Origin of the sequence: Roseobacter sp. MED193 (assembly GCF_000152965.1) — a bacterium.
Lineage (GTDB): Bacteria > Pseudomonadota > Alphaproteobacteria > Rhodobacterales > Rhodobacteraceae > Pseudophaeobacter.
This window is the reverse complement of sequence record NZ_CH902583.1, coordinates 662,389-687,414: the sequence shown is the minus strand read 5'-3', so window position 1 is coordinate 687,414 and position 25,026 is coordinate 662,389. Positions and strand designations below refer to the sequence as shown.

The following is a 25,026-nucleotide window of genomic DNA, read 5'->3' as shown; positions in this document are numbered from 1 at the left end:
TGCGGGCAATGAAAGAGCTATGAAACAAGTTGCATCCCTACAGTCCCCTGCGGGCAATCAAACATCCGCAGCCCAGGCCATGCTGGCGGCCATGGCCATTATCGGCGTCACCGACAACGCAGTGCCCTTGATGGCCGAGACATTGGGGCTGGGGCAGTTCTATCTGTTACGCACTCTGGTGGCGCTGCCGATCCTCTGGGTGATGTCGAAAATGGGCTTTGGTAGCATGATGCCGCGTCGCTTTGGCGCAGTCACGCTGCGGGCCCTGCTGGTGGCGACCTCCATGGTGTTCTACTTCTCCGCAGTGGCGCTGATGCCCATTGCTCAGGCGCTGGCGGGGCTGTTTACCTCGCCCATTATCATCGTTGTGGTTTCGGTGCTGTTTATGCGGCTGCGCATCGGCATGGTGCGGATTGCAGCGGTGATTGGGGGTTTTGTCGGGGTGTTGTTTGTGTTGCAACCGGATGTCACGGCCTTTGACTGGATGATCCTGCTGCCGGTTGCGGGCGGGTTCTTTTACGCATTGGGCTCCATCGTGACGGGCACCATGTGCAAAGAGGAAAGCACGGTCTCGATGCTGTTCATCTACCTGTTGGCGCAGGGATTGATCGGAGCCCTGCTGCTGGTTGGTGTCGAGATCTGGCCACTGCCGGTGGAGCAGGGGGCTGACGGTTTTGTCACCCGCGGTTGGATCTGGCCGGTCTGGGAAATGTCGCATTTGATCCTGCTCCAGGGCTTTGCCGCTGTGGCTGGAGTGTTTCTGATCACCAAGGCCTATCAGCTGGGCGAGGCCTCTTTTGTGGCGGTCTTTGAGTATTCGGTACTGCTGGTCGGCCCGGCCATTGCCTGGGCGGTCTATGGTCAGGTGCTCAATTTCTGGCAGATGCTGGGCATTGCTCTGATCGTTCTGGCCGGTTCAACGCTGGCGCTGCGGTCGGCCAAGGGGGCTTGAGATCTTGGCTTGGATGGGCCGCCAGGGAAACGCAGCGAAGATCCGCCTGGAGTCCATTGTGAACATCACAGCCAGGATCTAATGTGGTTAAATGGATATCAATAACTGCATTCCAAAAGACAAATTTGATACCGCAGCGATAGAGCAGGCTTGCCAAATGGGCTTTCCCGCTCTCAACCCGTTTCTCTCGGACTTGTTGAAATGGGTGCAGGATGTCAATTGGCCAGTTGCAGCCAACACAGCCGCACTGCTCTCAAATGCGGGTCCTGAAATACTCCCTTACATCAAAGCTATCCTGCGCTCGGAGGATGGAGCGGGGAAGTTCTGGACAATCGACCTTGTAGTCAGGAATTCAAACCCAGATGTTCTCTTGGGACTGCGTAGCGAGCTAGTGAGACTAGCTAACAGTCCGACCCAAAATGATCAGAGGGAAGATGTTGCCGCAATTGCGCAGAACATCCTGACTAAAAAGGTATTTAATTCTGAATAACTTGATGGATGTCAGCTTTGTCCACTCAACTGACATTCAATGATTGAAAAAAATCAAGTGTTGCGCGATTTGCCAAAGCGCCGCTATGGCAGCGCCCGAACCGGCCCCACGGGGCGGGCGCTTCGCTTTCCACCCCTCGGTTCGGGCGCGGGTATCTTTCGAAACGGTTCAAAGGTAGCAAACACCGCTTGGGGGCCCTTCGCCAAGCGTTTCCTTCTGTGGGTCAATGTCGTAGCTTCACCTCATGATCTTGTCGCGCGGCCGTAAATATCTGTTCATACATATCCCCAAAACCGGCGGCACCGCGCTGGCGCTGGCGCTGGAGGCGCGGGCGATGCGTGACGATATGATGCTGGGGGACACCCCAAAGGCCAAGAACCGCCGCCGTCGTTTGCAGGGCATTAAAACTGCCGGCCGCTTGTGGAAGCATTCCACCCTGGCGGATCTCGCCGGGTTGATCCCTGCGGATGAAATGCGCGCATTGTTCACCTTTACCCTAGTGCGCAACCCCTGGGACCGGGCCGTGAGCTATTATCACTGGTTGCGGCAGCAGGGCTTTGATCATCCAGCAGTGAGGCTTTCCAAATCGTTGGAGTTCAAAGAATTTATCCTGCACCCCGTAGTCCTGCGCAGCTTTGAAACCAACAGCGCCCCCAGCTATATGCGTCATGCCGATGGGGCAGAGAAATGCCAGCTCTATATCCGGCTCGAACACTTTGCCAGCGATGCTGTGCCGCTGTTTGACCACCTCGGATTTTCACTGGATTTGCCTGTCGAGAATGCCTCCACCCGGCAGCGGGACTGGCGTGGTTATTATGACGCACAGACGCAGGCGGCACTTGCCCAGGCCTGCCGTGAAGAAATAACGCGATTTGAATATTCTTTTAACGATTTCGACCTAGCCTTGGATCAAACGGGCCGCAGATCCGGGTGAGATCACGACAAAGATTCTCTCCGGCCTGCCTAAGCCCAGACAAGGATAGCAGCGCCACAGCCCAGCGGGATGCAGGTGCCGCGGCAGAGGAGAGATCGAAATGTTGGATTGGTTTCAAAAACGCCTGAGCTTTGGTGCTGAACTGTCGGTTCCGCCGGTATCGGTCGGGCAGGGCGGCTTTTTGTCCGGCACCCATGTGGCCTCCAATTTGGGCTGGCGCCCCGTTGAGGCGCTCTGTGCGGGCGATAAGGTGCTGACCTTTGATCATGGCATGCAGACCGTGGTCGAAATGGTGCGTGAGACTGTGCATCTAGAGGCGGGTGAGATCGACCCAACGCGCTGCCCCATGCATATCCCCCGCGACGCGCTGAACAACCGGGTGCCCATGTGGCTGATGCCGGATCAGGGGGTGCTGATGGAAAGCGATCTGATCGAGGATCACCAGGGCGATCCCTTTGCTGTGGTGCCTGCCTCCACTCTGGACGGCTATCGTGGCATCTGTCGTTTGCACCCGGACAATGAGCTACAGCTGATCACCCCGCGCTTTGAACAGGACGAAGTGATCTACCTTGAGGCTGGATTGCTGGGCTATTGCCCTGCGCCGCGTGATCTGTTGACCATCGGGGTTGAGCTGCAAGAGGATATCTACAAGGTCCTGCCGATCCAGGAAGCCTGCGATCTGATTGAGGCGATGACCACGGCTGAAACGCTGATGATGCAGGGGGCGATGCCGATGATGCCTGCAGGTAGCTTCCAGATGTAGCCTCACTGTTGTGATCTGAAACCAGGCGAAACCCCTGGTCCCAAACACCCCTTGGCCTGCGCGCTTTGGGGTGTTTGTGTTTGCAGTCTGCGCCTTGGGTCAGATCATTGCCCAGCGGGCCAGCTGCCAATCGCTACGAGATGAGGCCGGTATCCAGGCGCGTCGCCCAGGGCCGCTTTTCGGGGCCACTTTACATGGACGCCTTAATGAAAGTCCCGACTTGGGAAAAGCTGCTTGGCCTGATCTCGTGGATGGCTGACGCGGGTGGGGTGTCGCGATGCTTTGGGGGTGTCATCGGCGCGCAGCCCTTCAACGTTCAGCGCTTCTGGTTGTGGATGGCCCAGATCAGAGAGCTTATGAGACATATCCTCCACGTGCTGTGCGATCAGGTGAACAACCTGGCCTTCGCGTTGCAGATAACCGGTGACACGCAAGAGCCGCCCCCCCATGACGATCCGGCGAAAGCGCTCGTATATTTTGGGCCAAACCACCACATTGCTGACGCCTGTTTCGTCCTCAAGCGTGAGAAAAATCACACCCGAGGCGGTGCCGGGGCGCTGACGTGTAATGACAAGACCGCAAACACTGTAGCGCCCCAATGGGATCTCAGGCAGTGCGGCATGGGTCACCAGCCCCGTAAGCGCGGGGCGGAGCAGCTCCATGGGGTGGGCGCGCAGGGACAGGCGGGTTGCGACATAGTCTTCGACCACCTGTTCGCCCAACTGCATCCCCGGCAAGTCTATTTTGGGTTCTTGGATGTTTTCGCCGTCGATGGGATCGTTGAAAAGCGGCAGGGGTTTTTTGCTGCGGATGGCTTTGATCTGCCATAAGGCATCACGGCGGGTAAGGCCCATATCGCAAAAGGCGTCAGCTTCGCCCAGACGAGCGAGGGCATCCGGGCGCAGTCCGGCCCGCAGCCATAGGGCCTCGGGATTTGGGTAGCCGTTGCCACGGGCAGCCACGATCCATTCGGCGTCTTCTTTCTTGAAACCTTTGATCTGGCGAAACCCCAGGCGCAGAGCCAAGGCCCCGTCCGGGCGGCGTTCCAGCGTGTTATCCCATGCGGAACGGTTCACGCAGATGGGGCGGGTTTCGACGTCATGTTCACGGGTGTCGCGCACGATTTGGGCTGGGGCGTAGAACCCCATGGGCTGAGAATTCAGCAGCGCACAGGAAAAAATCGCCGGGTGATGGCATTTCAGCCAGGCCGAGACATAGACCAGCATGGCAAAGGCGGCTGCATGGCTTTCGGGGAAGCCGTAATCGGCAAAGCCCTCGATTTGACCAAAGCATCGCTCGGCCATGTCGGGATCATAGCCGTTGTTCAGCATGCCGGTGATGAACTTATCTCGATAGGTGGCAATCGTCCCCATACGCCGGAAGGAGGCGAGGGAACGGCGCAGGTGGTCGGCCTCTTCCGGTGAAAACCCAGCGCCGACCACCGCGATTTGCATCGCCTGTTCCTGAAAGAGCGGCACCCCCAGGGTGCGTCTTGTCACCTCTTCTAGCGCCGGGCCAAATGGCTCTGCTTTCTCCAGGCCGTTGCGGCGCCGGACATAGGGCTGCACCATGTCACCCTGGATGGGGCCGGGGCGCACGATGGCAACCTGGATCACCAGATCATAGAATTCCCGTGGCCGCATCCGAGGTAGAAAATTCATCTGCGCCCGGCTTTCCACCTGGAAAACGCCAACCGCATCGGCGCGACAGAGCATGTCATAGGTGGCAACATCGCCCTGGGGAATGGAGGCGATACTGTGGCTAAGGGTTTCATGCTGTTGCAGCAGTGCAAAGGATTTTCGGATGCAGCTGAGCATCCCCAGCCCCAAGATATCCACCTTGAGGATCCCCAGAGCGTCAATGTCATCTTTGTCCCAACAAATGACCGTGCGATCCTCCATTGCGGCATTTTCGATGGGGGCAAGTTCATCCAAGCGCCCGCGGGTGATGACAAAGCCCCCGACATGTTGGGACAGGTGACGGGGAAAGCCGATGAATTCACCGATCAGATGAAGGGTTTGCATCAGGCGGCGGTCCTTCAGATCAAGGCCAAGCTCGCGAATGCGCGTAAAGTCGAGGCCACCAGTGGACATCCCCCAGATTTGCCCGGACAGCCCGGCTGTTACATCCTGACTGAGCCCCATGACTTTACCAACCTCCCGGATGGCAGCGCGGGTGCGAAAATGTATGACGGTGGCGCAGAGCCCCGCCCGTTCACGACCGTATTTTTGGTAGATCCACTGGATCACCTCTTCGCGCCGTTCATGTTCAAAATCAACGTCGATATCCGGGGGTTCGCCCCGGTGTTTGGACACAAAGCGTTCAAACACCATGGCGATCATATCAGGGCTGACATCGGTGATGCCCAGCAGGTAGCACAGGATGGAATTGGCGGCAGATCCCCGCCCTTGGCACAGAATGCCCTGTGATTTGGCGAATTGCACAATGTCATGCACGGTCAGGAAATAGGCGGGAAAGTTCAGCTGGCGCACCACTGCCAGCTCTTTTTCCATCAGTTGAATTGCCCTCTCCGGTGGTCCCTCGGGATAGCGGCGCTTTAACCCCTCTTTTGCCAGCTGCTCCAAACGGTGTTGCGGTGTTTGCGCCTCCATCTCCTCGTGAGGATATTCATAGGACAACTGGCCGAGATCAAAACTGCATTTTGCGGCAATTTCCACAGTGCGCCGCAGGGCCGCTGGATAGTGTCGAAAGACACGGGCCATGTCGCTCCCGGCCTTTAGGCGGCGTTCTCCATTCGGCAGGGCGCGGGTGCCGATCTCATCGATCGTAATATGATGGCGCATACAGGTCAGCACATCGGCAAGCTGGCGGCGGCCTGCGCGATGCATCAGCACATCACCCACAGCAACCATCGGGGCCGAGGCCCGTTGTGCCGCTTGGGCACAGCTGGCCAGATAGGCCTGATCACTGCCGTCATAATGGGGGGCCGCACCCAAGAAAACCTGATTGGGGTGATGGCGTCCCATTGCCTGGATCTCTGGAATGCTTTGAGACAAGCTCCGCTGAGACCAGTTTCTTTGGGGTAAAGCGATCAAGATCATCCCCTTACAGGCAGCGATCAGGTCTTTGGTGTACAGATCACATCCCCCTTTTGTCGTGCGACGCTTGCCCAGGGTGAGCAGACGCGTCAGCCGTTTGTAGGCGGCTTTGTCCTGCGGCAGCGCGATCCAATGCAGGTTGCTGTCCTGCAAGACCAGACGACAGCCCACGATCAGCTTGGGAAGCGACAGGACAGGGGGGCGCGTAAGTGGCCTCCCCTGGCTGCTGTCTTGCCGAGAGGAGGGGTCCACCTGCTGATGAGAACGAATCTGCAGCGCCTCCTGGCTCTCTTGTTTCAGCTTTTTCAACGCGCTCCAGGCCCGTACCACACCTGCCAGAGAGTTTTGATCTGTAATGGCGATTGCCGATAGCCCCAGCTCGGCGGCGCGCATCACCAGTTCCTCCGGATGAGAGGCCCCTGTCAGAAAGGTGAAATTGGTTGTGACGCAGAGCTCTGCATAGGCGGCCTGTGCCTGCACAGCGGGCAGGCTTTCTTGGGGCGCATTGGCCGCAGGGGGCTGGTTGGTCTTACTCATGCGAATTCCCCCTGAACGAACCAGCCCGGGTTTTGTGGCGTATAAAACAGCCAGAGCCGACGTCCCTGCGTTGTGTGCACCTGCCAGTAGTCGCGCAGGCCCGAACGCCAGTTTTCGTCCTCAAGCCACCACTCCGGCGCGATCCGTTCCGGGCCGATGGCATGACCTGTGGTCAGGGATATGCGACGCCATCGAAACCGCTTTGGCGGGCGCGGGCCACTGCCAAAAACTGGCTCAGGTGGGAACAGGATAATCGGGCGCGGATTGACTGTGGCCCAGGCCTGGGAGGGGGTCGAATACGCGGCGGGGGCGATGAGGAAGCTGCGTTCCGGGATATGGCTGTCTGCGGGTAAAAACCGTTGAATATTCTCCAATCCAATTCGGCTGCCCAGCCGGGAAATCAGGTCATCAAGTTCGTCTTTGCGACCCTCTAAGACATGGTTGATCTGTTGCGCGGGCACAGGCTCGACCTGTGTGGCTTCCAGCCGCAGCATATCAATGCCAAAGCCCGCATCGATCTCTGTCAAGCCGCGCTCAAACAGGGACAGAATACGGTGTGGATCCCGCAGGGGGCGGGCCAGCCGTTGCTCGACCTGTTGGTGGTCCTGATCAACGCGGCGCAGGGTCAAGCAGAGCTGCCGCGCCCCCATTTCCTGCGCCATGAGCTTGGCGCAGAGCTGTGCCAGCAGGCGCTCTGTGCCGGCCATCACATCCGAAAGTAATCCAATCGGCTCTGGCAGGGTCATACGCACCGCGTAATGTGGGGCCTCTGCCTGTGGGGTGATCGCTTCGGGCTGTTTTCCCAAGGCCTGATCTAGCCGCAGTAAAAGAGTGGGGCCAAACCGGCGCGAGAGCGGCGCGCGCGGTGCCAAAGCCAGATCGCCAATATGGCGCAGACCCAAACGTTGCAGAGCAACCGAAACGCGTTCTTCAATCCGCAAGGCTGCAACAGGGAGCGATTTTATCGCGGCCAATGTCTCCCCAGTCGGTGCATGACCTTCACCATAATGGGCCAGGGCCCAGGCCGCTCCGCGGGTATCGGCACAGCCAATTTGCACGGATAACCCGGCGCGCAGAAGGCGGCTCCGCATGTTGCTCAACAGAGCGCCTTCTCCGCCAAACAGATGCGCCGATCCGGTGATGTCCAAGACCAGCCCGTTGCCCCCCTCAAGCCCCACCCAGGGACAATAGCGCGTCGCCCAGCGGCGCAGCATCGACAGAAACCTCTGGTCTTGTTCAGGTTCGGCTACATGGCTTTGCAGATCCGGACAAAAGGCACGTGCATCTGTGTAGGGCATGCCCGGGTGCAACCCCTGGCGCAGGGCGGCGGTGTTCAGGCAATAGATCCGGTTGGCGTTTTGCTGCGTCAAAGTCAGGGCGAATGGCCCGTCTACCGGGCGCAGGCGCAAAACCCGGTCACTTGCCAGCCGGGGAAACCACAAAGAGACGACGCGACGCTGCATTCCATCGAACATGCCAGACACCCAATGTTCCTGATTTGTTCTTAATAAGCTCCCACATTTGTAGTGTCGAGTCCTCTGCATCAAACACAGGTGCGCACCGCCACCGGGTTTCGGCGGCATGACTGCCCATGTCTTCGGAAATGATCGCCAATCCGGTTGATTGCCCATGTCGCGCTGCCAGCTGCAAACGCCGCCCTTCGGTCAGGCCAATGGGCTTACTCAATTGCATTACCACCAGGGATACTGCTCCCGACCGCAGGGATTCTTCGGCCACGGCAAGCGTGTCGAGCTGATTTTCCGTGTTACACATTGTCAGCTGCGAGGGAGAGACGAGGTCCGAGAACCCGGTGGGATTTATCTGTCGGAGATCCCAAGATTCGCGCACCCATAGCGTAGGCCCGTCCAAGCGCGCTGCAAGGGTGAGGGCAAACATATAGGCACCAGCACCGCAGACCTCATGTGTACGGGACTTGACGAGAGAGGGGGGGGCTGAACGCTGCATAGCCAGAATTTAACATGCCATGGGACGGTTGAAAATATTGCAGTGCTGCGAGGGGGGCAAGAAAAGACCGCCCCCCATTTTCATGGGAGGCGGCTGTTGGGGGTCGATCTGTCAGACGATCAGACGATCAGACGATCATCAGGCAGCCGAAGCGGCATCCGGGTTGAAGCGACCGTAGAATGTCTGACCCTTGGCGGCCATGTCGCGCAGCAGATCAGGGCATGCAAAACGCTCGCCGTAGGCTGCGGTTAGCTGGTCGCAACGTTCGGCCGCATAGGGCGTGCCGATGATGTCGAGCCAGCTCAGCGGGCCACCGGACCATGGGGCAAAGCCCCAGGCCAGAACTGCGCCCACGTCGCCTTCGCGGATGTCTTCCAACACGCCTTCTTCCAGCGCCCGTACCGCTTCCAGAACCTGAGCAAACATCAGACGTTCCTGCACCTCAATGAGGTCAGGCTGATCTTCGGCCAGCGGGTATTTGTCCTGCATGCCTTTCCAATAGCCTGTGCGCTTGCCCTTGTCGTCATAGTCAAAGAAGCCCGCGTTGGATTTGCGACCCAGACGACCCAGATCTTCCATCCAGAAGATCATGTCGTCAGCAGGGCTGTCGGGGTATTCATTGCCCATGGCGGCCTTGGTGGCGCGGGCAATCTTGGCGCCCAGATCAATCGAGGTCTCATCGGTCAGCTGAATGGGGCCAACAGGGAAGCCCAGCTGGCGCGCGGCATTGTCGATCAGCACCGGCGAGACACCTTCGGTGATCATCCGTGCGCCCTCATTCACGTAAGGAATGATGCAGCGGTTGGCATAGAAGAAGCGCGCATCATTGACGACGATCGGCGTCTTCTTGATCTGGCGCACATAGTCCAGTGCCTTGGCCACGGCGCGCGGGCCGGTCTCTTTGCCCTTGATGATCTCCACCAGGAACATCTTCTCAACCGGCGAGAAGAAGTGGATGCCGATGAACTGCTCGGGGCGGCTTGACGCCTCGGCCAGGCCGGTGATGGGCAGGGTCGAGGTGTTGGAGGCAAAGATGCAATCCTCGGGGATCACCGCTTCGACCTTTTTGGTCATCTCGGCTTTGACGGCAGGATCCTCGAATACCGCCTCGATGATCAGATCGCAGCCCTTAAGCGCGTCCAGATCTGGCGTGGCGGTGATGCGGGCCAGCATCGCGTCTTTCTTGTCCTGAGTGACCTTGCCGCGCTTCATCCCCTTGTCGAGGTAGCTCTCGGTATAGGCCTTGCCCTTGTCGGCAGCTTCCTGGTCGCGGTCGATCAGAACCACTTCCATACCGGCCTGGGCCGAGACCAGCGCGATGCCAGCGCCCATCATGCCCGCGCCCAGCACGCCGAGCTTTTGCACGCGCTGATCGGGGATGTCCTTGGGCCGCACGGCGCCTTTTTCCAGCGCTTCCTTGTTGATGAACAATGAGCGGATCATCGCACCAGACGAGGGGTTCATCAGAACGGAGGTAAACCAGCGCGCCTCGATCTTGAGGGCGGTGTCAAAGTCCACCAGCGCACCTTCATAGACGGCGCTCAGCAGCGCCTTGGCGGCTGGAAACGCGCCTTGGGTCTTGCCGTGCACCATGGCAGAGGCACCAACAAAGTTCATGAAGCCAGCGGGGTGGTAAGGGGCGCCACCGGGCATCTTGTAGCCCTTGGCATCCCAAGGCTTTACCAGATCGGCGCCAGAAGCATTCAGCACCCATTCCTTGGCAGCGGCAACGGGATCAGCGGCGATCTCGTCAACATAACCGGCACCCTTGGCCTTTTTCACATCCAGCATCTTGCCTTCAAGCAAGAGGGGGGCTGCGGCAATGGCGCCAACCTTGCGCACCATGCGGGTGGTGCCGCCGGCACCGGGGAAGATGCCAACCATGATTTCCGGCAGGCCATATTTTGCCTTGGGGTTCTCGGCTGCAAAAATCCGGTGGGTCGACAGCGGCAGCTCCATACCAATGCCCGCAGCGGTGCCGGGCAGGGCGGTGGCGATTGGCTTGCCGCCTTTTTTGGTTTTCAGATCCATGCCGGCCAGTTCGATCTTGCGCAGCAGGGCATGCATTTTCATGGTGCCTTCAAAGACCCCGCGAGCAGGATCGTCGCCGGCTTCTTCCTTCATCACCGCCAGCAGGTTCAGGTCCATGCCCCCAGCAAAAGAGCCTTCTTTGCCAGAGGTGATGACCACGCCCTTGATCTCGTCATCTGCCAGGGCCTGATCGATGCAGGCCTCCAGCTGTGACAACCCGTCAAAGGACATCACGTTCATGGTTTTGCCGGGAACATCCCAGGTGATTGTTGCGACGCCATCTGCGTCCTTGGAAAGCGTAAACTCACTCATGTCTCGTCTCCGATTTGGTCAGCCGTCAGCGGGCTGCCGTCTTTACGGGTAAAGCTGGCGCCTGTTGCGTCCATTTCTACCTTCATGTCCATATCGCTGTAATAAGCGGTCTCTGTCGGGGTCCGGGTGCCCACCACCAGAAAGGTGGCCGGCGCCTCGGTATTGTTCTTCAGATGATGGCCATTGGCCTCACCGGCTGGAAAGCTGGCGCAATCGCCGGGCAGCATCTCGTGCTCCCCGTCGTCGTCGATCAGGGCCAGCGCACCGCTCAGCATCACCAGGAATTCATCCTGTTGCATGTGGTAGTGGCGCAGGGACGACAGCCCGCCGGGCTCAATCCGCACGATATTGATGCCCGATTGGGTTAAGCCGCTGGCATCCCCAATGCGCTGCACAAAACGACCGCTCGTCGCCTCGGCCAGCTTTCCCGGGTAGCTAGAGCCCCCCTGAAAGGGAATTTGCGACAGATCCAGCTTTGGCATCAGACGCGCTCGATGATGGTGGCAGCCCCCATCCCGGAGGCGATGCAGAGTGTTGCCAGGCCCATCTCTTTGTCCTGGCGTTCCAGCTCATCCAGCAATGTGCCAATGATCATGGCACCAGTTGCGCCCAGTGGGTGGCCCATAGCGATAGAGCCGCCATTGGGGTTGACCACGGCAGGGTCCACATCAAAGGCCTGCTGGAAGCGCATGACAACAGAGGCAAAGGCCTCATTGACTTCAAAGAGATCCAGATCGGAAATCACCATGCCATTGTCGGCGAGGATTTTCTGGGTCACAGGCACCGGGCCGGTCAGCATGATGGTGGGATCGGTGCCAATCTTGGCGGTGGCCTTGATGCGTGCGCGCGGCTTCAGACCGTATTGTTCGCCAAATTCCTTGTTGCCGATCAGCACAGCAGCGGCACCATCAACAATACCCGAGGAGTTCCCCGCGTGGTGGATATGGTTGATCCGCTCCAGATGCGGGTATTTCAGCATTGCAACCTTGTCAAAGCCAGGCATCTGCTCGCCCATCATCTGGAAGGAGGCATTGAGCCCACCCAAAGACTGCATATCGGTGCCGGGGCGCATGTATTCATCATGATCCAGAATGGCGATGCCGTTCTGATCACGGACTGTAATGACCGATTTTGCAAAACGGTTGTCGTCCCAGGCCGCTTTGGCGCGGCGCTGGCTTTCCACCGCCAGGGCATCTGCCTGTTCGCGGGTGAAACCGTATTCAGTGGCGATGATATCGGCCGAGATGCCCTGGGGCACAAAATAGGTCTCCATGGCAAGGCTGGGATCAACTGCAATGGCCGCCCCGTCAGAGCCCATGGCAACGCGGCCCATCATCTCTACACCACCAGCGATATAGGCCTGGCCAGCGCCGCCCTTGACCTGGTTGGCGGCCAGGTTCACGGCCTCCATCCCAGAGGCGCAGAAGCGGTTGATGGCGAGGCCGGGGATGCTTTGATCCAGATCCGAGGCCAACACGGCAGAGCGCGCCAGACAGCCGCCCTGTTCCATCACCTGGGTGACGTTGCCCCAGATCACATCCTCTACAGCATGGCCTTCCAGATTGTTACGCTCTTTCATCGCATTCAATGTCAGAGCAGAGAGGCGCACGGATGTCACCTCGTGCAAGGATCCATCCTTGCGGCCCTTGCCCCGCGGGGTGCGAATGGCATCGTAAATATAAGCTTCGGTCATGAGTGTCTCCTCAAGCGCGGTCCGACGGATTGCCGGGCATTAGATCATAGGGGTGTTTCCAGCCAGGCATTGCGCTGATGCGCGTCAACCAGGCGTCGATATTGGGGTAGTCTTTACGGTCAAAGCCAAAGGGCTCGTCATAAAACAGGTAGCCACAGCAGGTGAGATCGGCATTGCTCATGGCATCGCCCACCAGCCAGTCGCGGCCCTTAAGCTGGTTCTCCAGGGTGGCAAAGGCCGCTTTCAGGCGCCCCTGCATGAAGTCGATCACCTCTTGCGGGCGTTTGTCTTCTGGCAGGAAATTCATCAGGAAACGAGTCATGCCAACCTGACTGGAGAGCTTATGGTTGTCCCACAGCACCCAGCGCAGGACTTCATATTTGTCCTCAGACTTGCCGCCAAATTTTCCGGTCTTGTCGGTGATATACTGTTGTATCACCCCGGATTGTGACAGGCGAATATCGCCATCAACCAGGACCGGGGCCTCTGCCATGACATTGAGATTCCGGTAGTCTTTACCGCGGTGTTGACCGGAAAAGAAATCCACAAAGACGGGCTCCCAGTCCAGGCCTGATAGCTGTAACGCCAGTGCCGCTTTGTAGGAATGGCCCGACTCGCCAAAACAATGCAGTTTTATGGTCACGTTCTGCTCCCTTGCAGCTGCTGCGCATTGGGGGTTTCACACCCCCAAACCCCCGTGGAATATTTATGGAAAGATGATGAAGGGGTCACATCTTTTGGTTGAATATGTGCTATATTTTCTAGGCGGTACAGGCTGGAAAGCCGATGACCGCGAAAGGTGATGTCGTCCCTGCCCATTTGGCGAAGGCTTGGGGGTGGGGACGCATTTTCGATATCATCTTTCTCCAAATATTCCCGCCGGAGGCATCCTAACGGTGCCTTTTGTGATATGGGGCGCTGAGTCACAGGGACCGTCCAATCAATTCTTTCATGATCTCATTCGTCCCACCATAGATGCGTTGCACGCGGGCGTCCGTCCACATCTCGGCGACGGCATATTCCTGCATGAAGCCATAGCCTCCGTGCATCTGCAGACATTCGTCGAGCACTTCGCCCTGGGTGTCGGTGATCCAGTATTTGGCCATCGCCGCCTTTTCGACGGTCAATTCATCCTTCAGGTGTTCCACCATGCATTCGTCCAGAAAGGCCCGCGCGACCTTGGTTTTTGTCAGGCATTCCACCAGTTTGAACCGGGTGTTCTGAAACTGGGTCAGGGGACCGCCAAAGGCTTCGCGTTCTTTGCAGTATGCAATGGTGCGGGCAACCGCGCCTTCCATGGCGCCAACCGCCCCGCAGGCGATGATCAGACGTTCCTGTGGCAACTGCTGCATCATCTGATAAAAGCCCTTGCCCTCTTCCTGGCCTAGGATGTTTTCCGGCGGGATCTCAACATTATCAAAGAACAGCTCAGAGGTATCCGCCGCGTGCATCCCAACCTTTTCCAGGTTACGGCCGCGTGCGAAACCTTCTGCCCCATCGGTTTCCAGGGCGACAAGGGATACGCCTTTGGAGCCAAGACTGGGATCGGTTTTGGCGGCAACCAGGATCAGGTTGGCGTGCTGACCGTTGGTGATAAAGGTTTTTTGACCCGACAGGCGATAGGCATTGCCATCGCGGATTGCCTTGGTCTTGATCCGTTGCACATCTGAGCCGGTGGAGGGTTCGGTCATGGCCAGCGCTCCGACCAGCTCGCCGCTGATCATTTTGGGCAGCCAGCGCTTTTTTTGCTCCTCAGTGCCGTATTCCAGAATGTAGTGGGCGACGATGCCGGAATGAATGCCGTGGCCCCAGCTGGCCAGATTGGCGCGGCTGCCTTCGATCAGGATGGCGGCTTCATGGCCAAAATCGCCGCCAACACCGCCGTATTCTTCGGGGATGGAGGGGCAGAGCAGGCCCAAGTCACCGGCTTGGTTCCAGGTGTCACGGTCCATCATGCCCTGTTTGCGCCAGGTCTCATACTTGGGCATCCATTCATTGGTGATGAACTGTGCTGTCATATCAGCAAGCATCTGGTGCTCGTCAGTCATCCAGGCGGAACGTGTCTCGATCGTCATGTTGCTCCCTTTGGCCGCGTTTGGCGTGTCGTGCGCCGGGCCTTTATCTTTTGCGGTCCTCCAGCGCGCTGTTGAACAGGCGCAGCCGGTGGCCGAGATTGTCTTGGTCCGTCACGCTGTCGAAGTTCTCGAACAGAAATGACAGGGCTTCGCCTTCGTCCAGTCCGGCCTCAGCAGCAAAGCGTTTCAACCTGCGAAAGCCATCCTCTGTCATGGCGACGGGAAAACGGCGGGTGAGGCGAAAGCGTTTTGGCATGGGAGGCTCCTTGCTTACAGTTGGTCAAAGCCCCGGACCGGATCGGGCACCCCCTGCCATGAGTCAGGGGAGGCCCGGTGTTGTCTACATAGATCAGAAGCTTGCCGCATCCAGAGCCATGACTGTATCCGCGCCGGTCTCGATCCGGGCAAGGTGCAGTTTGGTGGCGGGCAGCCTCCGTGCCATATAGTACCGGCCAGTGGCGATTTTTGTCTCATAGAACGCCGCGTCAGCGGCCCCAGCGTCAAGGGCTTCGATTGCAGCTTTGCCCATCTGCGCCCACATCAGGCCCAGGCAGACATGGCCAAACATATGCATGAAGTCATAGGAGCCGGACAGGGCATTATTGGGGTTTTTCATGCCATTTTGCATGAAATACATCGACGCCGCCTGCAGGTCTTTTGACGCCGCTTTCAGCGGGGCGATGAAGCTCTTGGTGTAATCCTCATTCAGCTCGGCGTTGTCCTTGCAGAAGGATTTCACCAGCTCAAAGAAGCCCATCAGATGCTTGCCGCCATCCACGGCCAGCTTGCGACCGACCAGATCCAGCGCCTGAACACCGTTGGCACCTTCATAGATCTGGGCGATACGGGCGTCACGGGTGTACTGGCTCATGCCATGCTCTTCGATATAGCCGTGACCACCATAGACCTGTTGGGCCTTTACGGTCATGTCGTAGCCCTCATCCGAGAGGAAGCCCTTGATTACCGGGGTGAGCAGGGAGACCAGACCGTCTGCGTCTTTGTTGCCGTCGCGGTGGGCTTGGTCGATCATGGTGGAGCCCCACAGAAGGAAGGCACGGCCCCCTTCGACAAAGCTTTTCTGATCCATCAGGCTGCGACGGATATCCGGGTGCACGATCAGCGGATCAGCGGGGCCATCGGGGTTTTTCACACCGGTCACATCGCGGCCCTGCAGGCGGTCCTTGGCGTATTCAACCGCGTTTTGATAGGCGGCTTCGGCCTGGGACACGCCCTGCATGCCGACACCCAGACGGGCTTCGTTCATCATGGTGAACATGGCGCGCATGCCTTTATGGGCATCGCCCAGCAGATAGCCGGTGGCCTCGTCATAGTTCATCACGCAGGTGGAATTGCCGTGGATGCCCATCTTCTTTTCGATGTTGCCGACAGAGACCCCATTGCGCGGGCCGGGTGTGCCATCTTCGTTGAGCACAAATTTGGGCACGATGAACAGCGACACGCCTTTGATGCCGTCCGGGCCGCCAGGGATCTTGGCCAAGACCAAGTGGATGATGTTGTCGGCCATGTCGTGGTCGCCTGCCGAGATAAAGATCTTCTGGCCAGAGACCTTATAGCTGCCGTCGTCCTGAGGCTCCGCCTTGGTGCGCATGAGCCCGAGATCGGTACCGCAATGCGGTTCGGTCAGGTTCATGGTGCCGGTCCACTCGCAAGAGACCATTTTGGGCAGATAGGTGTCTTTCTGCTGGTCGGTGCCATGGGCCAGGATCGCCGCGGCAGCGCCATGGGTCAGACCCTGGTACATCACAAAGGCCTGGTTGGCCGAAGAGAACATCTCACCCACGGCAGTGCCCAGCACATAGGGCATGTTCTGACCACCGTATTGCTCGGGCATGTCCAGCCCGGTCCAGCCGCCTTCTTTGACTTGCTCAAACGCCGCCTTGAACCCGGTGGGGGTCGAGACCAGGCCGTTTTCCAGCTTGCAGCCTTCCTGATCGCCAACAGTGTTCAAGGGATGCAGCACTTCGGAGCTGATCTTGCCCGCCTCTTCCAGAATGGCGGCGGTAAAGTCGCGCTCCAGGTCCTCATAGCCGGGGGTGGCGGCCTCAGAGACTTTCAAGACGTCATGCAGGATGAACTGGGTGTCTTTGGTGGGGGCTGTATAGACTGGCATCGCGGTCCTCGTTGGTAGGTGTTCTTGATGGCTGCTGCCCTATAGGGCTCGCAGCGTAGGGGGGAGGGTCGGTCGCTATTCTGCGGCCTTCTGTTCGGTTTTCATGGAGGCGATGACTTTTTCGCCCCATTTCAGCTGATCCTGAAGCTCTTCGATTGCCTCGTTTAGCTCGTCGCGTTGACGCACCATGTCATCCAGCCGGTCACAGGCGATTTCATAGGTGCGCGACAGTTGGGTGATTTGCTGATCGCCAATATGATAGAGATCCAACAGCTGGCGTATCTCTTCTAGGCTAAAGCCAAAGCGCTTGCCGCGCAGAATGAGCTTGAGCCGAGCGCCATCTCGTTTGGTGAACAGCCGCTTTTGGCCATCGCGCTGAGGAAACAGCAGTTCCTTGGCTTCGTAAAAACGCAGGGTGCGCGGGGTGACCCCAAAGGCGTCACACATCTCGCGGATTGATTTGGTCTCTTCTTCGGTTGTCTCTGTCATCGTCGTCACTCTTTGTCGGCCATGAGGCAGCATCTGATCTGGGTGTGACCCCTAGCTGGGATGGTCTTGGAGAGTTTACAACATTCTCTTGACGTTTACGTAAGCTGAACGCGGCGTCACTTTTTTAAGTGACGTAACTGTCACCGGGATTTGGCGATCAGATACGGATCCCCCAGGCGTCGATCCTGTGCCGCTGATGGGGGAATTTTGCCTTCTTCTGGGATGATGTAGAGCGCAGGTTACGGCCTGACATAGAAATATGGCCCAGCCTGCGGATGCAGATTGGGCCATATTGGATTTTCTCAAGTGCTCTTTGTGTCTACTTCAAAAGGCTATGTGTGGTTGCGCGTAGGCTGCCCAGCTCATCCAGTGCTTCATCCAGTTGTTCGCGCTGCTTTTGCAGCTCCCCCATCTGGCGATCGGCCATCTCGATAAAGGCCTGCATCTGAGCCTGGTTGCCTTCGTTTTCATATATCAACAGCCATTGCCGGATTTCTTCCAGCTGAAAGCCGAATCGGCGCCCGCGCAGAATCAGTTTCATGCGGGCTCGCTCACGGGCACCGTAAAACCGGGACCGCCCTTCGCGGTCTGGTTTCAGCAGTTCAATATATTCATAGTAACGCAAGGTTCGCGGCGTAACGTCGAACGCTGCACACATTTCCTTGAATGACAATCTTGCTTCGGTCATCCATCATCTCCCTTGCGCGCAACCTATGCACTTGGATTGACCAGTGCAACCACCCAGTGCAATCAACCAGCGTGTTGTGGGCTTGCTCTTTATTTCGGGCAGGGCCACAAATAGGGCCAAGCCAAAACAGGAAACAGCCATATGGCAGATAAGACCAAACTCGCCCGCCAGTTCATACAGGCCATTCCCCATGCTCAGGAGCTGGGTATGGTGCTCGAAGAGATTGGCGATGGAACGGCACTTATTTCAATGCCTTACGATACGAAGCTTATTGGGGATCCGCAGAGCGGAGTGATCGCTGGTGGTGCGGTATCGGCCCTGATGGATACCTGCTGTGGTGCGGCTGTGATGTGTCATCCAGACGCACCAGGTGGAACCGCAACAATTGACCTTAGGATTGATTATATGCGTGCTGCAACTCCGGGGCAGACCATAACCACCCGCGCCACCTGCCATCATATTACCCGTAATGTGGCCTTTGTCAGGGCGGTAGCCATGGATGATGATGCCGACCGGCCCGTGGCCACTGCCTCTGGTGCCTTCACAGTGGAGAATGGATTTTGAGCCGCCCCCGTCCCGAACATATCCAGGTGGTCAAGCAGCGTCGCGATGCCGCTCTGAAGGCGCTGTTGGACTCCGTGCCCTACATTCAGTTTCTCAATGTCAGCTTTGACCGGCGCGGTGATGAGCTGACCGCGCAATTGAATTTCAGCGAGAAACATATCGGCAACCCCTTCCTTCCAGCGATTCACGGGGGGGTGACAGCGGCCTTTCTGGAAATCACTGCGGTGATAACGCTGAACTGGTCGCATCTGTGGGAACGCATTGAAAGCGGCGCCCTGGATCCCGATGAGATGGCCAAGGGAATACTGCCACGCCAGCCCAAGACCATTGATTTCACCGTCGACTACCTGCGCTCAGGCTTGCCGCGCGATGCCTATGCCCGCGCCACCATCAGCCGCGCTGGGCGGCGCTATGCTTCGGTTCATGTCGAGGCCTGGCAGGATCACAAGGATAAGCTCTTTGCCCAAGCCTCAGGCCATTTCCTGATGCCACAGGACGGAGACAAGAGCTGAGCGAGGTGAATTCTTAGGCTTTTTGGACACGCCAGAGGGCCTGAGGCGAGATAGAAAGAGACCCGCCCATGTCCGAGATGCAGGCAGAGATCACCCATGCGCGGGTGCTTAAGATCGCTGTCCCGATCGTGCTGTCCAATGCGACGGTGCCCATTCTGGGCGCGGTAGATACGGGCGTTGTGGGTCAAATGGGCACCGCTGCGCCCATTGGTGCTGTAGGCATCGGCGCGGTGATCCTGGCGACGCTCTACTTCATTTTTGGGTTTCTGCGCATGGGCACCACCGGGCTGGTGGCCCAGGCGCGGGGCGCTGGGGATGTGGCCGAAAGCGGTGCCCTCTTGATGCGCGCTGTGCTGCTGGCCGCCGCCGCAGGAGTGAGCTTTATCCTGTTGCAGGGGCTGTTGTTTTGGGGCGCTTTTCAATTGGCCCCCACCAGTGCCGAGGTCGAAAGCCTGGCACGCAGCTATCTGCAGATCCGCATCTGGGGCGCGCCTGCGACCATTGCGCTTTATGCCGTTACGGGCTGGCTGATTGCGGTGGAGAATACCCGCGGCGTCTTTGTGTTACAGATCTGGATGAATGGGCTGAATATCATTCTGGATCTGTGGTTTGTGCTGGGCCTGGGCTGGGGCGTCGAAGGTGTCGCCATAGCGACCCTCATCGCCGAGTGGAGTGGTGTGCTGTTGGGGCTTTGGCTGTGCCGTGCGGCCTTTGCTGGCAGACAATGGTGCGACTGGCCTCGGGTTTTTGATCCAAAGCGGATCCGCCGCATGGCGCAGGTCAATGGCGATATCATGGTGCGCTCGGTGCTGCTGACGGGCTCCTTCACCACCTTTCTCTTTATTGGCGCCAAGTTCGGCGATGTGACCCTGGCGGCCAATCAGGTGTTGTTGCAATTTGTCGAGATCACCGCCTTTGCGCTGGACGGGTTTGCCTTCTCGGCGGAGGCGCTGGTGGGGGCGGCAATCGGAGCGAAGAACCGGTCCAACCTGCGCCGCGCCGCCTGGATATCCGCGCAATGGGGCCTGGGCTGTGCGGTGCTATTGGCGGCCGGATTTGCCCTGGGCGGACCCTACCTGATTGATCTGATGGCCACATCACCCGAGGTCAGGCAGGAGGCCCGCGACTATCTGATCTGGGCCGCCGCGCTGCCAATCATTTCACTGGCCAGCTATATGTATGATGGCATCTATATCGGTGCCACCTGGACCCGCGACATGCGTATCGCCATGATACAATCAGTGGCGATCTATGTCCTGACACTTGTGGCTTTGGTGCCGCTCCTGGGCAATCATGGGCTTTGGGTCGCACTGGTGGTGCTGAATGTGGCCCGCGGGTTGACGCTGGGGCTGCGCTACCCCGGCTTGGAAGCCAGGGTAGCGCGCTAGCCGCGGGGTCAAAGCAGCGCCGAAAGCGCCTCGGTTGGGCGGCCGATCACGGCCTTATTTCCTTTGATGGCGAGAGGGCGTTCGATCAAGATGGGGTGATCCACCATAGCCGTCAGCAGATCCGCCTCTGGGCTTTCCTTGTGTAGACCCAGCTCCTTAAAGATCTTTTCGCCGCTGCGCATCATTTCGATCACCGGCAGCCCAAGCGCAGCTTGGGCGGCTTGCAGCTCCTCTAGGCTTGGGCTGTCCTGCAGATAGAGGCGCAGTTCTGGCGTAACGCCCTTTTCCTCAAACAGCGCCAGCCCGGCGCGGGACTTGGAGCAGCGTGGATTATGCCAATAGGTGATCATAGCCAGTCCCCACGTTTGGAGCCAACCGCAGCTGCGACACTCTCATGGCCGTCCTTGGCCAGCAGTTGATCGAGCCCTTGAGCGATTTCGCTGCCTAGGGACAATCCTTGATAGACCATAGCAGTATAAAGCTGCACCGCCGAGGCCCCAGCGCAGATCTTGGCATAGGCCTGTTGCGCATCTGAAATACCGCCAACCCCCACCAGTGGCACCCGACCATCCAACAGTTCGGAAAGCTGGGCCAGAACCCGGGTTGATTTTTCAAATAGTGGCGCACCAGACAGGCCACCCGCCTCGTCGCGATGGGCGCTTTGCAGCCCTTCGCGCGATAGGGTGGTATTGGTGGCAATCACCGCATCAATGCCAGTTTCCAGCGCTACGGCGGCAATATCTTCAATTCCCGCCCGATCCAGATCTGGAGCGATCTTCAGGAAAACCGGCACGCGTTTTTGCAGGCCATCACGGGTTGCAATGACGCCACTAAGCAGCGCTGAAAGTGCTGCCTTGCCCTGCAGGTCACGCAGTTTTTCGGTGTTGGGCGAGGAGACATTGACGGTGGCAAAATCCAGATGTGCGCCGCAATGGGCCAACACACGGGCGAAATCTGCGGCCCGGTCATCGCTGTCCTTATTGGCGCCAAGGTTTAGCCCGATGACCGCATCTTTGGGGCGTTTGGACAGTCGCGCGCCAATTGCCTCCATTCCCTCATTGTTAAAGCCAAAGCGGTTGATCGCGGCGCGGTCCTCGCTCAACCGGAACAAGCGCGGTTTTGGGTTGCCAGGCTGTGCGCGCGGCGTGGCGGCGCCGACCTCGATGAAGCCAAACCCTGCTTGCGACAGCGGCCTCAGCGCCTCGGCGTTCTTGTCAAAGCCGGCGGCGAGGCCAACGGGATTGGGCAGGGCAATACCTGCGATCTCACATTCCAGCCGCGCGGAGGTCACGGGGCCAGGGGTCGGGGTCATGCCTGATGTCAGGGCCTTGATCGACAGCCCATGGGCCACCTCGGGATCTACCCTGTGCAGCGCTTTCAGCGCCAGTTTTTCGGTCAGTTTCATCCGAATGTTGCTCCGGTATCGCTGGGGTGGGTGCGGATCAGCCGCGAGGTGGCAACGGCGGCCTGCCGGTGCACCACGGCCTTTTGGTAATCAGCATTGGTGACCATGGCCAAAAAGGCATGGGCATCCGGGTAGCGGGCCACAAAGACCTCGTCCCAGACCTCATCGGCTGGGCCAATCAAGGTTGTTTCAAACCCACCGCGCCAGATTATTTCGCCACCAAGGCCTGCAAAGATCGGACCGCTCTCGCGCCCGTAGGTCTCATAGGCCTGTGCGCCGGTCAGCCCTTCCTGGGCCAAGGCATGCGTGGCGGGGTAGCTAGCGCGTGCCTTGAAACGCACTAGGTTGAGCATCTCGATTGGGTGGTCCCTAGGCAAGGCTTTGAACTGTGAAAACTGAAGGCCGTCGGGATCCACATAGGGGGTCATGCCATGTCCTTTGGGAACTGGTGCACTCCGTTGACCAGGGGCAGCGGCTTTGACCAAAGCACCTCTGAGAGCAGCAGCTTACGGTAAAGATGGGGGAAATCCGCCCCCCCGCGGGAGACCTCCCATTTCAACGCCTCTCCCAGGCTCTCAGCCTTGACCGCCAGCAAAAAGAGCCCGTCAACATTGGCAAAATGCTTGGCCGCGGTCTCGGCGGCCTGGGTGGCCGTTGAGAAGTGAATGAAACCATCGCTCAGGTCGATGGGCGCGCCAAGGGTTTCCCCTTGGGACTGGAGGGCCGACCATTCATCGGCGCGGAAGATTTTATAGATCAGCATAGGGCTCTGATGCCCCGTTGCTGCACTGGAATCAAGTCCGAAGCAGCCTGTGCTGCTCAACCCAGTTGGGGTAATGCGGGGGGCTTGGGTGCCGAAAAAATGTAAATCTGCCCAGAAATACCGCAAGGGAACCCGGAAGAGTTGTTTTTCCCCTTTGACTGCCACCGGCTTTGACCGCACCATCGCGGACAAAGATAAGATAAAAGGGAGTGACCATAATGTTTACGCGTTTCCTGACCTCGGTGGCAGCATTAGGGCTGACAGCCGGTATGGCAGCGGCGGATTACAAGCTGACAATCCTGCATACTAATGACATTCACAGCCGCATTGAATCGATCAACAAATATGACTCGACCTGCGATGCTGAAGGCGAGGCTGAGGGCAAATGCTTTGGCGGGGTGGCCCGTATTAAGGCCGCCGTCGATGCCCGCCGGGCAGCTCTGGCCGGGCAGAATGTGTTGCTGTTGGATGCGGGCGACCCTTTCCAGGGCTCGCTGTTTTACACCACCTATAAAGGCGCAGCTGAGGCTGAGTTCATGGAAGCCATCGGTTACGATGTGATGGCGGTCGGCAATCACGAATTTGATGACGGGCCGCAGGGCTTGCGCGATTTCATCGACACGGTGTCCTTCCCCGTGATCTCCGGCAATCTTGACCTGAGTTCCTCTGCTGAGTTGAAAACCCATGTGGGCAATCATGTTGTGCTTGAGGTCGGCGGCGAAAAGATCGGTATTATCTCGGTCCTGGCCACCGATACGGTTGAGACCTCATCGCCCGGTCCAAATGTGGTATTTCAAGATGAAATCGAGAGCCTGAAAGCTGATGTTGCTGCTCTGCAGGCCGAAGGCGTGACCAAGATTATCGCGCTGACCCATGTGGGGCTGCCAAAGGATCTGGAGATCGCGGCTTCGGTTCCTGGACTTGATCTGGTTGTAGGGGGGCATTCGCACACACTGTTGTCCAACACCGATGAAGACGCGGCTGGATCCTATCCAATGATGGTTGGCTCTGTGCCAGTGGTACAGGCCTATGCCTACAGCAAATACCTGGGCGAGCTGGCGGTCACATTTGATGATGACGGGAATGTCACAGCAGCCAATGGCGACCCAATTCTTCTGGATGCCTCGATCACCCCAGATGCTGCCGTAGCAGCGCGCGTTGCTGAGATGGGTGCGCCTATTGAAGAGATGAAGCTAAGGGTTGTTGCCGCGACCTCGGAAGCCGTCGTCGGCGCGCGGGACGTTTGTCGCGCGCAGGAATGCCCAATGGGGAACCTGGTGGCAGATGCCATGCTGGACCGGGTCAAGGACCAGGGGATCTCCATCGCCATCCAGAACGGTGGCGGATTGCGGGCGTCGATTGATGCCGGCGAGGTCACCATGGGCGAAGTGCTGACGGTTCTTCCCTTCCAGAACACACTCTCTACCTTTGAGGCCTCAGGCCAAGAAGTGATTGCGGCGCTGGAAAACGGGGTGAGCCAGGTTGAAGACGGTAAGGGCCGTTTCCCACAGGTTGCTGGGCTCAAGTTCACTTTTGACATCTCCGTGGCGCCGAATGAAGGGCGGGTGAGCAACGTGCAAGTGATGGATGGCGATAGTTGGGTGATGATTGACCCTACCAAGACCTATGGCGTTGTGACCAACAACTATGTGCGCAATGGTGGTGATGGTTACAAGATCTTTGCCGGAGACGATAAGAACGCCTATGACTTTGGCCCAGATCTGGCGGATGTCACCGCCGAGTTCCTCGCCAAGAACCAGCCCTACAGCCCCTATGTGGATGGCCGGATCATCCGCAAGTAAGCGCTGAAGCCATTTGTTTCGCGCACGAAACACATGACCAAAACCTTATGGCCCCGCTCGCAATGGCGGGGCTTTTTCTTTGGTGCAGGGACTGGCAGAATAGAGGCATGGATCATCCGCTCGCTGCCCTGATAAATGCCCGCATTGCCACCGCCGAAGCGGAGGGCGCTTTTGAGGATCTGCCAGGCGCGGGCAAGCCTCTGCCGCAAATCGAAGACCCGGAAGGCACAGTGTTTCACCGGATGCTGCGCGATTCTGGGGCAGTACCGGAGTTTGTGGCTTTGGCGCGAGAACTGGCCCATCTGCGGGCCGAATTGCAGGAGACCGGGGATCGCAGCCGACGACAACAGATCCTGAAAGAGATGTCGATGATCGAAGTCCGCATCGATATCGCGCGCCAGGACTACAAGAAATAGCTCTGTTCAGTGGTGCCCATGGGGCTGGCTCATTGGGCACGGACTCGCTAGCCTTGG

Annotated in this window: 25 protein-coding genes; 9 read left to right on the top strand and 16 right to left on the bottom strand. The window is 58.4% G+C overall.

Annotation, left to right across the window (positions count from 1 at the left end; genetic code table 11):
* Nucleotides 1–19 precede the first annotated feature (19 nt).
* The 4 genes from MED193_RS05775 (at nt 20) to MED193_RS05755 (ending at nt 3,139) form a co-directional block, all read left to right on the top strand.
* Entirely contained in the window at nt 20–952 is a 933-nt protein-coding gene (locus MED193_RS05775; RefSeq protein WP_039966691.1) for a DMT family transporter, read from the top strand.
* A gap of 91 nt (nt 953–1,043) precedes the next feature.
* Nucleotides 1,044–1,442, top strand: coding sequence for a DUF5071 domain-containing protein (locus tag MED193_RS05770; protein WP_009808722.1), 399 nt, complete (start codon nt 1,044–1,046; stop codon nt 1,440–1,442).
* A gap of 244 nt (nt 1,443–1,686) precedes the next feature.
* Complete coding sequence (locus MED193_RS05760; protein ID WP_009808721.1) at nt 1,687–2,376, top strand: sulfotransferase family 2 domain-containing protein; 690 nt, start codon at nt 1,687–1,689, stop codon at nt 2,374–2,376.
* 100 nt (nt 2,377–2,476) lie between these two features.
* Nucleotides 2,477–3,139: a Hint domain-containing protein gene (locus MED193_RS05755; RefSeq protein ID WP_009808720.1), complete on the top strand. Its 663-nt coding sequence runs from the start codon at nt 2,477–2,479 to the stop codon at nt 3,137–3,139.
* A gap of 203 nt (nt 3,140–3,342) precedes the next feature.
* Here the strand turns inward: MED193_RS05755 and MED193_RS05750 are convergent, their stop codons facing one another.
* The 12 genes from MED193_RS05750 to MED193_RS05695 form a co-directional block, all read right to left on the bottom strand.
* A complete protein-coding gene (locus MED193_RS05750) occupies nt 3,343–6,735 on the bottom strand; it encodes an error-prone DNA polymerase (RefSeq protein WP_009808719.1) in 3,393 nt (1,130 codons plus the stop codon).
* Entirely contained in the window at nt 6,732–8,210 is a 1,479-nt protein-coding gene (locus MED193_RS05745) for a DNA polymerase Y family protein (RefSeq protein ID WP_083790456.1), read from the bottom strand. Before MED193_RS05745 ends, MED193_RS05750 begins: the two co-directional genes overlap by 4 nt.
* Nucleotides 8,152–8,700, bottom strand: a complete 549-nt coding sequence (locus MED193_RS05740) for an ImuA family protein (protein ID WP_009808717.1) — start codon at nt 8,698–8,700, stop codon at nt 8,152–8,154. Before MED193_RS05740 ends, MED193_RS05745 begins: the two co-directional genes overlap by 59 nt.
* A 138-nt stretch (nt 8,701–8,838) precedes the next feature.
* Nucleotides 8,839–11,043: a 3-hydroxyacyl-CoA dehydrogenase NAD-binding domain-containing protein gene (locus MED193_RS05735; RefSeq protein ID WP_009808716.1), complete on the bottom strand. Its 2,205-nt coding sequence runs from the start codon at nt 11,041–11,043 to the stop codon at nt 8,839–8,841.
* Nucleotides 11,040–11,525, bottom strand: coding sequence for a cupin domain-containing protein (locus MED193_RS05730; protein ID WP_009808715.1), 486 nt, complete (start codon nt 11,523–11,525; stop codon nt 11,040–11,042). The genes MED193_RS05735 and MED193_RS05730 overlap by 4 nt, the downstream gene beginning before the upstream one ends.
* Complete coding sequence (locus MED193_RS05725; RefSeq protein ID WP_009808714.1) at nt 11,525–12,736, bottom strand: acetyl-CoA C-acetyltransferase; 1,212 nt, start codon at nt 12,734–12,736, stop codon at nt 11,525–11,527. The genes MED193_RS05730 and MED193_RS05725 overlap by 1 nt, the downstream gene beginning before the upstream one ends.
* A 10-nt stretch (nt 12,737–12,746) precedes the next feature.
* A complete protein-coding gene (locus MED193_RS05720; RefSeq protein ID WP_009808713.1) occupies nt 12,747–13,379 on the bottom strand; it encodes a glutathione S-transferase family protein in 633 nt (210 codons plus the stop codon).
* Between the two features lie 280 nt (nt 13,380–13,659).
* Nucleotides 13,660–14,811: an acyl-CoA dehydrogenase family protein gene (locus MED193_RS05715; protein WP_009808712.1), complete on the bottom strand. Its 1,152-nt coding sequence runs from the start codon at nt 14,809–14,811 to the stop codon at nt 13,660–13,662.
* 43 nt (nt 14,812–14,854) lie between these two features.
* Nucleotides 14,855–15,067, bottom strand: coding sequence for a hypothetical protein (locus tag MED193_RS05710; protein WP_009808711.1), 213 nt, complete (start codon nt 15,065–15,067; stop codon nt 14,855–14,857).
* 93 nt (nt 15,068–15,160) lie between these two features.
* Nucleotides 15,161–16,942: an acyl-CoA dehydrogenase C-terminal domain-containing protein gene (locus MED193_RS05705; RefSeq protein ID WP_009808710.1), complete on the bottom strand. Its 1,782-nt coding sequence runs from the start codon at nt 16,940–16,942 to the stop codon at nt 15,161–15,163.
* Nucleotides 16,943–17,017: 75 nt separating this feature from the next.
* A complete protein-coding gene (locus MED193_RS05700; protein ID WP_009808709.1) occupies nt 17,018–17,431 on the bottom strand; it encodes a MerR family DNA-binding transcriptional regulator in 414 nt (137 codons plus the stop codon).
* A gap of 319 nt (nt 17,432–17,750) precedes the next feature.
* Nucleotides 17,751–18,119 carry a MerR family DNA-binding transcriptional regulator gene (locus tag MED193_RS05695; RefSeq protein WP_039965949.1) on the bottom strand — a complete coding sequence of 123 codons (369 nt, stop codon included), beginning with the start codon at nt 18,117–18,119 and terminating at the stop codon, nt 17,751–17,753.
* Between the two features lie 141 nt (nt 18,120–18,260).
* On the opposite strand from MED193_RS05695, the gene MED193_RS05690 reads away from it, so the two are divergent.
* The 3 genes from MED193_RS05690 to MED193_RS05680 all read left to right on the top strand — a co-directional run bounded on the left by MED193_RS05690 (nt 18,261) and on the right by MED193_RS05680 (nt 20,583).
* Nucleotides 18,261–18,683, top strand: a complete 423-nt coding sequence (locus MED193_RS05690) for a PaaI family thioesterase (protein WP_009808707.1) — start codon at nt 18,261–18,263, stop codon at nt 18,681–18,683.
* On the top strand, nt 18,680–19,195 hold the full coding sequence (locus MED193_RS05685; RefSeq protein WP_009808706.1) for a PaaI family thioesterase: 516 nt from the start codon (nt 18,680–18,682) through the stop codon (nt 19,193–19,195). Before MED193_RS05690 ends, MED193_RS05685 begins: the two co-directional genes overlap by 4 nt.
* 68 nt (nt 19,196–19,263) lie before the next feature.
* Entirely contained in the window at nt 19,264–20,583 is a 1,320-nt protein-coding gene (locus MED193_RS05680) for an MATE family efflux transporter (protein ID WP_009808705.1), read from the top strand.
* 8 nt (nt 20,584–20,591) lie between these two features.
* Here MED193_RS05680 and arsC read toward each other — a convergent pair whose 3' ends face one another.
* The 4 genes from arsC to MED193_RS05660 are packed head-to-tail and all read right to left on the bottom strand — an operon-like array spanning nt 20,592 to nt 22,751.
* Nucleotides 20,592–20,933 (bottom strand): arsenate reductase (glutaredoxin), encoded by a 342-nt coding sequence (gene arsC / locus MED193_RS05675; protein WP_009808704.1) that lies wholly within the window; start codon nt 20,931–20,933, stop codon nt 20,592–20,594.
* Nucleotides 20,930–21,988 carry a quinone-dependent dihydroorotate dehydrogenase gene (locus MED193_RS05670; RefSeq protein ID WP_009808703.1) on the bottom strand — a complete coding sequence of 353 codons (1,059 nt, stop codon included), beginning with the start codon at nt 21,986–21,988 and terminating at the stop codon, nt 20,930–20,932. The genes arsC and MED193_RS05670 overlap by 4 nt, the downstream gene beginning before the upstream one ends.
* On the bottom strand, nt 21,985–22,416 hold the full coding sequence (locus tag MED193_RS05665) for a DUF1330 domain-containing protein (protein WP_009808702.1): 432 nt from the start codon (nt 22,414–22,416) through the stop codon (nt 21,985–21,987). The genes MED193_RS05670 and MED193_RS05665 overlap by 4 nt, the downstream gene beginning before the upstream one ends.
* The gene (locus tag MED193_RS05660) at nt 22,413–22,751 is read right to left on the bottom strand and encodes a DUF952 domain-containing protein (RefSeq protein ID WP_039965945.1); all 339 of its coding nucleotides are present in this window, start codon (nt 22,749–22,751) and stop codon (nt 22,413–22,415) included. The genes MED193_RS05665 and MED193_RS05660 overlap by 4 nt, the downstream gene beginning before the upstream one ends.
* A 218-nt stretch (nt 22,752–22,969) precedes the next feature.
* Between MED193_RS05660 and MED193_RS05655 the strand changes: the two genes are divergently transcribed.
* Nucleotides 22,970–24,553 (top strand): bifunctional UDP-sugar hydrolase/5'-nucleotidase, encoded by a 1,584-nt coding sequence (locus MED193_RS05655; protein ID WP_009808700.1) that lies wholly within the window; start codon nt 22,970–22,972, stop codon nt 24,551–24,553.
* Between the two features lie 107 nt (nt 24,554–24,660).
* Nucleotides 24,661–24,969 (top strand): DUF1992 domain-containing protein, encoded by a 309-nt coding sequence (locus MED193_RS05650; RefSeq protein WP_009808699.1) that lies wholly within the window; start codon nt 24,661–24,663, stop codon nt 24,967–24,969.
* Nucleotides 24,970–25,026: the final 57 nt, after the last annotated feature.